General features: G+C 60.7%; 8 protein-coding genes and 2 pseudogenes. 3 read left to right on the forward strand and 7 right to left on the reverse strand.

Annotated features, from left to right (window positions below):
* Positions 1-3 precede the first annotated feature (3 nt).
* Genes PPGU16_RS40170 through PPGU16_RS40180 form a run of 3 tightly spaced genes read right to left on the reverse strand, consistent with a single transcriptional unit; the run spans position 4 to position 4,873 of the window.
* Entirely contained in the window at positions 4-915 is a 912-nt protein-coding gene (locus tag PPGU16_RS40170; protein WP_180727634.1) for a peptidylprolyl isomerase, read from the reverse strand.
* Between the two features lie 11 nt (positions 916-926).
* Positions 927-2,729, reverse strand: a complete 1,803-nt coding sequence (locus PPGU16_RS40175; RefSeq protein ID WP_180727635.1) for a ShlB/FhaC/HecB family hemolysin secretion/activation protein — start codon at positions 2,727-2,729, stop codon at positions 927-929.
* On the reverse strand, positions 2,726-4,873 hold the full coding sequence (locus PPGU16_RS40180; protein WP_434064465.1) for a two-partner secretion domain-containing protein: 2,148 nt from the start codon (positions 4,871-4,873) through the stop codon (positions 2,726-2,728). Before PPGU16_RS40180 ends, PPGU16_RS40175 begins: the two co-directional genes overlap by 4 nt.
* A gap of 705 nt (positions 4,874-5,578) precedes the next feature.
* On the opposite strand from PPGU16_RS40180, the pseudogene PPGU16_RS40185 reads away from it, so the two are divergent.
* Both PPGU16_RS40185 and PPGU16_RS40190 read left to right on the forward strand, forming a co-directional pair.
* Positions 5,579-5,806 (forward strand): annotated as a pseudogene (locus PPGU16_RS40185) (DUF2384 domain-containing protein); the annotation flags it as partial.
* A 78-nt stretch (positions 5,807-5,884) separates the two neighbouring features.
* Positions 5,885-6,223 (forward strand): hypothetical protein, encoded by a 339-nt coding sequence (locus tag PPGU16_RS40190; RefSeq protein WP_180727636.1) that lies wholly within the window; start codon positions 5,885-5,887, stop codon positions 6,221-6,223.
* A 34-nt stretch (positions 6,224-6,257) separates the two neighbouring features.
* Here the strand turns inward: PPGU16_RS40190 and PPGU16_RS40195 are convergent.
* From PPGU16_RS40195 to PPGU16_RS40210, 4 genes and pseudogenes are all read right to left on the reverse strand, one after another.
* Positions 6,258-6,713, reverse strand: a pseudogene (locus tag PPGU16_RS40195) (integrase core domain-containing protein); the annotation flags it as partial.
* A 72-nt stretch (positions 6,714-6,785) separates the two neighbouring features.
* Positions 6,786-7,634: a hypothetical protein gene (locus PPGU16_RS40200; RefSeq protein ID WP_243460822.1), complete on the reverse strand. Its 849-nt coding sequence runs from the start codon at positions 7,632-7,634 to the stop codon at positions 6,786-6,788.
* 9 nt (positions 7,635-7,643) lie between these two features.
* The gene (locus tag PPGU16_RS40205; RefSeq protein WP_180727637.1) at positions 7,644-9,173 is read right to left on the reverse strand and encodes a hypothetical protein; all 1,530 of its coding nucleotides are present in this window, start codon (positions 9,171-9,173) and stop codon (positions 7,644-7,646) included.
* Positions 9,174-9,190: 17 nt separating this feature from the next.
* On the reverse strand, positions 9,191-10,660 hold the full coding sequence (locus PPGU16_RS40210) for an OmpA family protein (protein ID WP_180727638.1): 1,470 nt from the start codon (positions 10,658-10,660) through the stop codon (positions 9,191-9,193).
* A gap of 397 nt (positions 10,661-11,057) precedes the next feature.
* Here PPGU16_RS40210 and PPGU16_RS40215 point away from each other — a divergent pair, with 397 nt between their 5' ends.
* A complete protein-coding gene (locus PPGU16_RS40215; protein WP_180727639.1) occupies positions 11,058-12,038 on the forward strand; it encodes a CAP domain-containing protein in 981 nt (326 codons plus the stop codon).
* The last annotated feature ends 337 nt before the right edge of the window (positions 12,039-12,375 follow it).

Raw genomic sequence — 12,375 nt, forward strand, 5'->3', positions numbered from 1 at the left:
GCTTTACTGCTGCTGGATCGACGCGTTCTTCATCAGATCGACCACCACTTGCGCCGTCGCCTTTTGCAGCGCGACCTGTTCGAGCTGCTGGCGCAGCGCGGCCCTGGTCGTATCGAAGTCGGGAACCTGGGTCACACGCTCCTGGTCCATCTTGACGATCCAGAACGCGTCGCCCACCTGAACCGGCGCCGTGGTCAGGCCGCCTTGCGGCAGCTTCACCATCGCTTCGGCGACAGGCTGCGGCCAGCCTTGCGTCGCGCCCGGCTGGATCGGCGTCTTGAACGACACCCAGTTCATCGCGCCGCCTTGCGCAGCGGCCGGACCCTGGCTGTACTGTTTCGCCAGTTGCGCGAAATCGGTGCCCTTCTTCAGTTGCGCGAGCACGTCCTTCGCGGTCGCTTCGTCCTTCACCGCGATCACGCTCGGCTTGTATTCCTTGTCGCCGAGCGTCGCGACGATCGCGTCGTAGCGCGCTTTCACGTCGGCATCGGTGACGGGCGTGGGCCTCACCTGGTCGCGCAGATACGCCTGCGTCATCGCCAGCGACCTCGCCTGTTCGACCGCTTCGATCACCTGCGCGCGCGTATCGTAATGCTGCTTTTCGGCCGCCTGCCGGAACAGCTCGCGCGCGATCAACTGGTTCTTGATGGCCGTGCGCGTTTGCGGCGTATCCGGTGTATTGGTCGCTTTCAACATCGCATCGACCTGCTCCTGCGTGATGAACACGTTGTTCACGCGCGCGACAGCATTGGCTGGCAGCGGGCCCGACGCTGCGACGGGCGCAGCCGCCTTTGCATGCGACGACGACGGCTTGTTTGCCGCCATCGAAGGCGCCGCGATCGCCGAGAGCCCGACAGCCAGCGCGAGCGTTGCAGTCAGACGCGTGAACGTGATGTGATTGAGATGCCGCTTCATGTTGACCTCCTTCATTCCGACCAGTTGAGAGTGGCCAGCAGCACCGTGGCCTTGTGACCGAGCGCTGCGGGCTGAATCAATGCCTGTCCGAGCAGGACTTCGCCCGTGACGGTTTGCGCGTTGTGCCGCCATTCGGCACGCGCGCCGATACCGGTGCCGACCAGCGTCGGCCAGCCGCCTTGTGCGACGAGATGAGATTTGCCGCCGTCGAGAAACACATAGGGTTCGATGCGCGCGTCATGCCATGCGGGCACGTTCTGCCATGCTGCTTCGTTGCGCAGATATGCGCCGCTATCGCCCGCGATGCCGCCTTCCGTGAAGCCGCGCACCGAGTCCATGCCGCCGAGATAGATCTGCTGCGTGCCGAACAGCGCCACGCGGCTGAACTGTCCGCGCAGCGTGCCGCGATACGCCCATTGCGTGCCGAGCAATGAGCCGAGCGTCATCTGCAGGGTCGCTGTGCCGTCGAGCTTCGTGAACTGGCTGTGCGCATCGGCCTTGCCGATTTCGCTGTCGTCATGACTGGCCGCGAGCCACGGCAGACCCTGCGATACGCCGATGTCCCACGTCGCAGCCGCGCCCTGCTCGTTCGCGACGAAGCGGCGCAGCCCGTTCAACGCCACACGCGCCACGGTCAGGTCTTGTGGTGACAGGTCGATTCCGTTCACGCTGCGCTCGGTGCGCATCTTGTTCAGCGTGACGTCGACGCTCATGCGGCCGGATTTCGAACGCGTGAGCACATCGTTCCAGCCGAGAATCTGGCTGAACGTGCGTCCTTGCAACAACGCCGTATCGCCGATGGTCTGCTGATACTCGGAGTACGAGGTCGTGTAGCTGAACGTCTGATAGCCGAACGGCACGGCCGCGGAAAACACCAGTGCGTTGCTGTCTTCCGTGCCGACATAGTTCAGCGACAGCGATTCCTGCAAGCCGATCACGTTATCCGCCTCGACGCCGCCGCGATACCGCAGCGTGCCAGTTTGCGAGCTGCCGTAGTTGTCGATGCCGAGGTTGTAGAACGTGCGGTCGCCGTAGCGGTTCGACACTGCGACGATCGAATCGCCAGGCGCTTCGCCTGGCATGATCTGGATTTCGGCCTGATTTCGCCGCAGCCGGTTGATCTGGTCGACACCCTGCTCCAGATCCGGCAGGCGCAGCACGTCGCCGACGCTGTCGCCGAACGCCCACGCCGTGCCGGCATCGGTGAGCAGGCCGCCGCCATGCGTGTCGTACCACGGCTCGTTCGGATCGCGCGGGCGCAGCGGCTTGCCGTTGAGCGTGAAGCCCGCGACCTTGCCCGCGACCACGTTGACCTTCAGTGTGCCCGACGCCAAGTTCTGCGCACCCAGATAAGCGCGCGTCGTGATGTAGCCGCGTTCGATGAACGCTTCCGTCACGCGTCGCAGCAGCAGATTGATGCGGTTGCGCCCCAGTTGCTTGCCGACGAACGGCGCGGCGATGCCGTCCAGCTCTTTCTGGCTCAACACGCGATTGCCGATGAACTCGATGTGGCTGATCTCGAACATCGGTTCGACATCGGGCAGCGTATCGACGTCCGCGCCTTCGGGCAGGTTCGGCAGCGCGGGCACTTCGGGCGCGGCGATCTGCGCGGGCGCCTGCTGGATTTCATTGCGCCGCTGCCGGTCCTGCTGCTCCTGCAACAGCCGTTGGCCCGGGTCCTGTTCCACGCGTCCAGGCAGCGCATTTAACCCGCCCGGCGGCAATGGCGGAAGCGCCTGCGCGCTCGCGGCCGCGTGCGCGCCGACGGCGAGCACGGCAAGACAACTGCGCAAGATCACAGGACGCCGCTTCATAGACCGAACCACGAAACGAGGCCGAGTTCATTGTGAGTGCCGATCGTCACGGGCGCGCGGTACGGCACGCGAATCGTGTTCACGCCGCCCGCCGCATGAATGCCGCCCGGCGCGTTGAACGATCCGCCGTCGATGTCCGCTTCGCCCGTGAGTTCGACCTGGCCGTTTCCGCCGGTGAAGACGCCGCCCGTATCGGCTGCGTAGATGGCCGCCCACGTGTTGCCGAACCACGTCTTGAGATCGTTGCGCCGGTTGATGACCGTGTAGCCGAGCACGCCTTGCGCGAGTGTTTTCGGCGCATCGAGTCTCAGGTTGCCGATGGCGATCACCGTGCCGCCCGTGTTGGTGATCTGCGTGCCCGCCTTGAGCGTGATGTCCTTGCCCGCCTCCATCACGCCGCCGAACGCCTGGACCGTGCTCGACGCGCTGGCGCTGCAGAAGATGAAGCAGGACTGGTGATACGAAGCCTGCCCGACGAACACACCTTGCGTCAGCAGGTTCTGCGCGGCCGACACGAAGATGCTGCCGTCGTTCGACAGAATCGAGCCGCCGACATTGTTGACGTTGCGCGCGTTGATCGTCACATTGCCGCTGTCAGCTGTGATGTAGGCGAGCTTGTCGGGATCGTTGAGCGCGCCGTAGTCGACGGTGAAGCCGTTCTCGTGATGCTCCACGAATATCAGCCGCCAGCTTCGGTTCGAGTAGCCGACGGCGTTGCCCCCGTTCACGCCGCTCGAATGGTCGATGATGTTGTCGACGTCGCCGCCCGCCGTGAGCGTGACGTTGCTGTTCGACAGGATGCGCGCGTCTTCGTTGGTGATGGTGCCGCCGGCGTTGATCACGACGTCCCCTTTCACGCCGAACAGCACGCCGAGCTTCGAGGTCGTGGTCGACTGGTTCAGCACGTTGTCTGAGGCGTTCAACGTGACCGCGCCTTTGGAGTCGCTGTCGCCGGTGGTTTGCGTTTGTCCTTGCACCAGCGAACCGACGTTCACGATGTCCTGGCTGCTCTTGACAACAACGCCCGCATTCGACGACGCGATCACCGTCTGCGTGCCACTGTCGTTGTACAGCTTCACGCCGCCGCCACTGAGATGGATGCCGCCGCTTGCCAGGAGCGACGTGCTGTTCAATCCAAGCAGACCCGTCGATGCAATCGACGCAGCGCTGCCGGCCTGCATCTGCATTGAAGTCGCAGTCAGTGTGTCCTGCACCTGCATGTTCACGTTGCCGTTTGCAGTGAGCGTCGTGTTCGAGAACTCGACGGCGCCATTGGATGCAAGCGTGAAATCACCGAGTGTCGCGTTCATCGGGCCTGCACTGCGCACGCCCGGCCCCTTGTCGGTGACGATCAGCTGCACGCGGCCGCTCGTGAGCGAGCCCGCTGCCGTGATGTCGACGGCGAAAGAACTGGCCGAGTCGTGCGTCGCCGATGCGTTGACCGAGAGCCAGTCGTTGGCATTGTCATTGGGCGACACGCCCGTGTTCAGCGTTACGTTGCTGGTGCCGCCAAGCAGGCTGACGGTGGCTGTCGGCGATGTGAACGTGTTGGTCAGCGGCCCGTTGACAAGGATGTTCTTCGCGATGAGGTCCAATGCAACGAGCGCGCTCGACAAGCCTTGCGGTCCGACGATAATCGTTCCCGTCTTCGTGTCGAGCACGACGTTACGCTGCAGCACCGACCCGGTGAGCACATCGTTGAAGCTGACCTGTCCGGTCGAGAGCGCGACATGGCCCGTATTGACGAACGATCCACCGTTGATCGTGATGCCGTTCGGATTCGCCAGCACCACATTCGCGCGTGATCCGAGCACGGCGAGCTGGCCCGAGATCACGCTCGGGTCCGTGCTCGTTACCTGATTGACGATGGTTCGTGCGTTGATGCCGACGTTGTTGAGATCGACGCCCGCACTGCCCACGTTAAAGTGGCTATACGTGTTGTGCGATACACCACCGACGGATGGCGCGATGTTCACGGTCTGACGACCGTTCGCAGCCGTCGATACGGAAGTGGCCGTACCGCCGTCCGCAACGACGCCTGCTGCGTGCGCATGCACCGACATCAGCGTCAGGGAAAACAAACAGAACTGCATGATCCGGCGGACTGTGCCGCCGACGCCACCGTTGACAGATTGCCTCGACATACCGCTGCCTGGCCGCTCTCAGTCGGCCAGTTCCCCGTTTGGTCTTTAATTTATGCAGGTCGCATGACAACCTGCTCGTATTCATGGGACCGTTGTCGGCAGCGCTTACTAAAACTTTAGGAATATTTCTTTTAACGGTAATTTGGAAACGAATCGTCAATTGTTAAACGGTCGTAATTGCGCAAATTGTTAAATCTAACGCAATTTATTGGCGTCATATAGAAAGGTTACTGAAATAAATCCCGGAGGCCCTAAAACCGTGATTCACGGTCGACCATTACACGATGCAGTTGGCTGCACCGATCGGAAGCGTGTGAACGCGCGGCGCGCATGAAGCCTTCTCGAATGTCGCATCTTAGGTTCGCTTCGCAAAGCATGATGGTGACTCAGAGAGAACAAGGCGACATCTAAAACACCATTCCTTTGCGCCCTCCCGCAGCGCCGACCCGAGGGAGATGTTTTTCCTTTTTCCTATAGCGTAACGAATCATCCTGCTCCGAACCAAAAACGCATCAAATCGGACTGCCTCTAAATTTCTTACAGGATATTCGGTGATAGGTGTTGCGTGCGCCGAGGAACCTGCATATGAAGATGCGCAGCAAACCACAATATCGACGGAAGACTAAGAATGAACACGAAATACACGGGAATTTTCATCGCGGTTGCCGCCATCATGCTGGCGGGTTGTGGCGGCGGTGGCGGTTCAGCCGGCAACCGGCCTCGGAGAGCGTCCAACGCTTCCTGCGGGAAGCGCTCAGGGTGATCCGCGCCGCAACTTACATCTCCGGCGACGTCAATCAGGCATTGTTCTGGTAAAGGAACGAGCCACTGCCAGTGTTCGACTACAAAACGGCTGAGCAGCTTGTGTCGGATGATCGGACTGACGACCAGCTTCGCTATATTTCGTCTCTCGAGGCGGGCGCGACCGGATGATCCTCGCAGCGCTAACGAAGGTGACCGTGTACCGGATGCATGTCCTCAAGTGGGCGGTTGCGCCAAGGAGCGGCGCAGGTGCCGGCAAGCACGGCTGGCGAGCCAACCGGCCAGGACTCAACGCCCTTTGCCTTGCGCTTGATGTCAACACGTAGGTGCGGGAATATCAGCACCTCTCCGTTGATGCCGCCGGGCACGCTTTTTTTGAGTTATCAACTGACCATCGACCCAGTGGTCGACTTCACGAGCGGGTATCACGAAAAGTGGCTCCCCATCTGGGAAGACTTCTCTTGCGACTGGCGTGGTTGCTGGTTCAACCAACGCGTTGAGCCGCCAAGGCGGATTATCGGCGACGAGGTGGTTGCGGCTGGCGCGAAAGGCATTCTGTTCAGGTGTATTAGCCTGGACCGGACCTGACAGGTAGTCGGGGAAGCGAATGAAGGATGGCGATTCAGTGAGGAATCAGTTTCTCCCTGGCAAGTTCGAGTGAGTCGAGGAAGGTACGCATAGGCGTCTTGCCGTAGCACCATCGCCCTTGATGTTCGCGCTCATTGTTGTATTGGTCAAGCCATGCGTCGAGATCGGTCTGCAGGGCGGCGATCGAGTCGTAGATCTTCCTGCGGAACGCGATGCGATAGAACTCGTTGAGCATGGTCTTGTGAAGTCGCTCGACGATTCCGTTGGTCTGTGGAGAACGAGCTTTGGTACGGGTGTGATCAATGTTCTCCACGGCCAGATAGAGCTCATATTCGTGATGCTCGGGGTTTCCGCAGTACTCGGTACCCCGGTCAGTCAGAACGCGAGCGAGCGGTATACCGTAGCCGTCGAAGAACGGCACGACGCGATCATTGAGCAGGTCGGCTGCCGGCAGCGGGGTCTTGCGGTCGTAGAGCTTGGCAAACGCCATCGGGCGGCCGCATTGTTGAATTACAAACGACAGGATGTCGGAGCGGTCGTCTATCGGGCGCTTTCCGCGTTTTCAATACGCGATTGGGCTAAGCAGTGCAGGTGCGCCAAACTCCTGCAGCTTGGCATTCGACTGCTGGAAATACAACGTCCAGAACTGCTTCAATGCCGTGAGCGTCTGCGGATCACGATACGCATTTTTTGCTTTCGCATCACCCGCAAGCAAACCAGCCCCAAGCACGTACACCCTCGCCCCCCCAAAGTCGCCAATCAAACCAGCCGCATTCGCTTTCTTTATTTCCACGGCTGCATCGATGCGCCGGACCGTATTGCGCGCATAGAAGCTCGAAACCGAGCTGTTCTCGAGCATATCCGAGGCCAGAAACACAACGCGATCAGAAGCAGGCGACGCGCGCACCTTGTCGCTGATGTCCTTCAGCGCAGCGAGTATGTCGGATCTCGCCAGATCGTTGGTCGCCGCCGACTGGACTTGCGTAACAGCGGTCAACAGCGACTTCCGTGCAAACGCAGACTGGCCCGTCATGCATGCATCGAAAGTGCGCAGCGCACGTTCGCTGATGTCGTCGCGCAGCTTCTCCGGGATTGGCGATTCGATCACACCGCGTGTCACGACCTCGGTATAACGGCCTTGGGAAAACGCCGAAAAGTCGAGCAACGTATAAGCACTACCCGGTTTGATCGCTGCCGATGCCGTTGCCGCAATCTGTGCCTGCAGCTTTTCATCGAACACGGTCGTCTGGTCCACTGCAATGAAGAGTTCGCGATCAACGCCGCTCGCTAAGGGTTTGATGTGGTTCGCTGCGTAGCAGCTCGGCACGTCGTTACTGATGCCCGCGAGAACGCTTCCCGCGCCAAAGCTCAACACGGCAGCGGCGAATGAATACCTGAGATGTCGGACCATGATCAACTATCAAACCTTGAAGAGATCATCGAGTTGCGATTCAAGCGCGTTTTTCGCCTGCTCGGCCCGCTCCTTACGTGCCTTGATCTCATCGATCACCTGGGTCCGCACGGGCTCCGCGAGACCGTAAATCAGCGCTTTCTTGCGGGTGACATCCGACGTTCCCTCGATTTCCAGCACGATGCGGTCGATGCTGGCGTTCGCGACCTCTTCCGCCGCGGCAGGGGCTGCCACAAGGTTCGTCGCGATCGGTGCGGTTTCTGCCCGAACCTCCTTCGTCACAGCCGCTTCAGAGACCACGCCTGTCGATGCTTTGGCTGACGGCGTGCGAACCGGGTCCGCCTCCAGGTCGGACAGTGCACGTTGCTCGAGCACGTAATCACGGAAGGTCTTCGAAAACGTCTTACCCGAGATGTCGGCATTCTCAGCCATCCGCTTCTGCAGGTTTTCCAGTTGCGACTGCGCGATGGACCGCAACGGCGCATAGTAGTTGTTGTAGTCCTCGAATGTTGTGAAACCCTTCGTGGTCTTCCAGGCCGCGCGGCTTTCCCGGCCGCCAAAGCCCCAGGCGAACCCGCCAAAAATGCCGACGACCTGCGTCACGACGAAAATGATCGCAAGCGTGATAAACGCAGCGGCACCTTCACTGCGCGTGGACGACGATTCTTCGGCGCGCGCGCGGTCATCCGCCGCCTTCTGACTGGACACCAGTTCAGCGGGCACCGCGTTGCCGTTTGCGAACGGATTGCCGGCGTCCGCGCTCCGGCTCACGCCCATCGCTTCCCGGGTCTGTTCCGCATTCAGATTGCTCCACCGCATGCACGTCGACGTCACAGCGATCGCCAGAATCACGGCGACTGTCAGGCCAACCATGAAGTAGCTGTGGCTCGTACCCACGCGGTTCGCTACCTGCGTATAGTCAGGCTCGCCGTCATCTATCGACTGATCTTCATCGAGCTTGACCTTGCGGCTCGAGAAGCGCTCCTGTGTCTTGTCCTGCCGCCATTGCTTCCGGCAACGCGCGACGAGATTAGAGCGATACAGTTGATGCCCGGCGACGTGCGTGAGAAACACCATGATCACGCACAGCACCAGCACGATCGCTACCATGAGCAATGTGTGCGTATTCGCGCTGCCGTCGCGGTCCATCCAGCTACCGAGCAGGTACGAAAAGCCAAGACCTTCGGCAATGACGAGTACCGTCAGCAGCACCATCAGCCACAGCGGTGTCGGCGAACGCCCGCTGTCATCAGCCTTGGCCAGATACTCGTTGCGCTTCCTGAACTCAGCCTTCGAAAGATAGGAAATGAACTTGTTGTAGTCGCCGCAGAGCGTGCGTTCGGAGTCGGTCCATCCGCCCTGACCGTGAATGCCGTGACGGGATAGACGCGCAGTCTTGCCGAGCACGGGGAAGGTATATTTCCAGTGGTTCAGCCAGAATTCGAGCGTCGACCGATACGAAAAAGCACCAACCGCGAGGAGTGCGGCTACCACCCACCAGATGATCGTGCTGAGATTGGCCTGAATGAAGTCCATCATGATCGTCTTTCCTGTTCTTATGTTCGTGCGATGACGGGCACGTATTCAACGGTGAAATACTGATTGCTCTTGCGGCGTACGAGTTCGCCGGCGGTCGCCTTGCCGTTCGCAAAGATGATGTCGGCGCAGTCGAATACGCCGGCATTGTTGACGAACACCCGGTACAGCACACCGCCCTTCACGGCATAGGCATTGACGTCCGGTGACAGTCTCACCTGCGCGGGACCGCTCAGCCCGCCGTTGTGTTCGTAGTCTTTCCACACCAGCAGGGTTGGCTTCGTACCAGCCGTTGAGCCATTGCGAAGCACGGAGACATCCTTCAGCGCAAGATACTGTCCATTGAGCGGCGCGCCCCAGCTGCTTCCATACAGGTTCTGCACGTGATCACGTACAGGCACAGCGCGGTCGTCTGCCACCGACTTCATCGCGTGCGACACGCGTGGCCGATCATTCACGCAACTCTTCGAGACAGGCGCCTCGTCGGCGACCGCCGTTGACAGGAACGAGAATGACGACGACTGCGCGGGAGCGGCTGCGAACTGAAGTCCGATCCCCGCCGGCGCAGCCTCGCGCCAGCCGAAATCGATGCTGTCGGGCGTGCCACGGGTTGTAACCGTCGGCGGCGGTGATGCTTGCGCTGTAGCAGGCGCTTTCGTTGAGGCCGGGCCTGCAGACGCCGTTGTAGAAACATGGTTGTTCACGCGCTGCGAATCTACTCCACGTGCCTTTGCCTGTTTCTGCACTACCGTTGTGCTCGCCGTTCGCGTCGGCTGCTCATCCGGTTGCGGTGACGCGGCCCGGTAGTATTGGTATTTCGGAACGCGGCTGCCTACGTAGCTTTGGAGAATGTCCGGCCGCATACCCGTGAGGTCGACGATTTCGACCCGGCGATTCTTCGAGCGGCCATCTTCCGTCCGGTTGTCGGCGATTGGCAACGTCTCGCCGGCCCCCTGATAGAAGACGTTTTCCGCTGCAACGCCGTGGTCCGCAAACAGCCGTGCGACTGCGCGGGCACGTCGCTCCGACAGATCGGCATTGAGTTCGGAGTTGCCTGTATCGTCGGTATGGCCGATCAGCAGGATCTTCGTCAGTGCCGCGGCCGCCTTCTCTGCATCCGAGGAAGCCTCCGCGACACGGGTTGATGTCCGGTACTGTTCAGCGATCTCGCCGAAGTAGATCTTCGCTTCGGGCGTGAGCTCAGCCGAGCCCGTTGCAAACTGGGTATGGCGCGCCGTATCGACAATGGTGAACGAGCTTCCGACCTGCTCGGTCTTTCCCGTGTCTGCCGTCTTGACTTCGAGTGGCGCCGACGTGTATGTCAGATCGTGCTTTGCGGCGATCTTCGATAACGCGCAACGCCGGCTGTCGACGGCGTGACCAATCATCCCTCCCGCAAGCGCCCCTGCGGCGCCGCCGATTGCCGCTGCCGCCGCCTTGTTCTTGTTGGCGATCACCGCGCCCAGAATCGCCCCGACGCCGACACCCACGGCGATGCCAATGTTCCGGTTACTGTTTGCGCAGGGATCGGGGTTGGCGAACGTGCTTTCGAAGATATTGAGATCGCCCTGATCAGTCGAAGCGCTTCGGGTCCCGTCTGCTTGCTGGACACCGCCAGGATTTGCGCACCCGGTAACGGCAAAAATGGTAATCGCGGCAAGCCATATTGGCCTTGCCTTGCCCAATTCTCTCAATGGAAACCCCTCGGAGGTTCGGTTTTCGTCGCGCCTGCATGGGCGCTGATTTTTTGATCTGCCTGTCCAATTCAACGGGACAGGCTCACTTCTATCGATTACGGCATCCGGTCGGTTAACTTTAGAGTGGTCTCAACTTTCGCGATGAGTCGTCGATAAATGGGATTGGTACCTGAACTATCGGCAGAACCAGATGCAGAGAACAATAACCACCGCATACTTCGTTGTGGTCACCGCGCTCGCGGGATGCGCAACCAAGGTGACCCAGGTCGAAAAACCGGAGCCGCCCTATCAAGGACCCATCGTGCGGTTACGGTATGCACCCGGCCCCTCGAACATCATTCGGGTTGGTGAACCCACAGCGCTCGATTACGTGAATGCCCGTCGCGAAGAAGCCGGATTGCCGCTCATCGCAGTCGACGACAAGCTCGCCGAGGCCGCGACAGATCATGCCCGCTACCTCGACATTAACCGGGTCGGCACGCATGATGAAATCGAAGGTAGACCCGGTTTCACCGGCGTGGACGTGATCACACGGGTGAGGCTGCATACGCAAGCGTATGGCGCGAGCGAAGTCCTCGCGGTGTTTGGCGGCCCACGTCCCGTCGACACACCGATCGAGGATATTTTTGCGTCGCCCTATCATCGCGGCGCAATCCTGTTTGACTGGGCACGCGCCGGCGAAGCGTCGATAGTAGGATCCAGTTCCGTGACCGTCGTCGATTTTGCGGACATCGCGCCCACACTTTCTGAAACGGAACTCGTGGCGTGGCCATACGATGGCCAGCGCGGGGTGCCCACCGCATGGGTCAACAACGAGCAACCCGATCCGATGGGCACCGATGCGCGCTATCGCGGGCAGGTGCTCGGTTTTCCGATCACGCTGTCGGGCGGACCTAACGCCCACATCGAGTTACGCAGTGTCGAACTGCGTGACCAGCGGGGCAAAAAAGTGGCTTGCAAGATTGCCCCGCTGACGGCGGCAGACGCTGCGCGAAACACCGCAATCTGCACGCCTTATGAGCCGCTTCGCACCGGTACGCGCTATACCGTGCATGCCCTCGGACGGGTTACGCAACTGGGCAAAGTGGCACCCTTCGATCTCGCATGGGCATTCACGACGCTCGACGACAGCCGGAAAGCGCGGTCGTTGGTCGCGCAGTCCGACAAATGAGAAATCGTCCGATGTCATGGACGTGAACTCGCTGCAGTTGTCGACGGTTTTTATGTCAAATTTCGTTGCTCCGCCTTAGGTGGGCGAGCGCATGCGTTGCGTGCGTGTGCCGCATCCAGTGCGGACTTTCCCAACGCAGCTTGTCGGCGAGTGGCGGATGGTCGGCCTAAATCTGCTCCGCAGCCAGATGAAAGGAGCGCCGCCAAATCGCCCACAGCCGCACGCACCTGATCGCCCCATCAATGTCCGTCTCCCGGCTGCCGACCAGCGAGGTGTCCCACTGCCAGCGGGCCGGCGAAACGGGCAACCGCCGGACCAGCAGATAGCGCGTGAGCGC

The organism is Paraburkholderia largidicola (assembly GCF_013426895.1).
In the GTDB taxonomy this organism is placed as follows: Bacteria; Pseudomonadota; Gammaproteobacteria; order Burkholderiales; family Burkholderiaceae; genus Paraburkholderia; species Paraburkholderia largidicola.

What these genes read in the sequence shown, in the direction of transcription:
- PPGU16_RS40170 (WP_180727634.1), bottom strand. Translation starts at nt 915, where the DNA reads ATGAAGCGGCATCTCAATCACATCACGTTCACGCGTCTGACTGCAACG.
- PPGU16_RS40175 (WP_180727635.1), bottom strand. Translation starts at nt 2,729, where the DNA reads ATGAAGCGGCGTCCTGTGATCTTGCGCAGTTGTCTTGCCGTGCTCGCC.
- PPGU16_RS40180 (WP_434064465.1), bottom strand. Translation starts at nt 4,873, where the DNA reads ATGTCGAGGCAATCTGTCAACGGTGGCGTCGGCGGCACAGTCCGCCGG.
- PPGU16_RS40200 (WP_243460822.1), bottom strand. Translation starts at nt 7,634, where the DNA reads ATGGTCCGACATCTCAGGTATTCATTCGCCGCTGCCGTGTTGAGCTTT.
- PPGU16_RS40205 (WP_180727637.1), bottom strand. Translation starts at nt 9,173, where the DNA reads ATGATGGACTTCATTCAGGCCAATCTCAGCACGATCATCTGGTGGGTG.
- PPGU16_RS40215 (WP_180727639.1), top strand. Translation starts at nt 11,058, where the DNA reads ATGCAGAGAACAATAACCACCGCATACTTCGTTGTGGTCACCGCGCTC.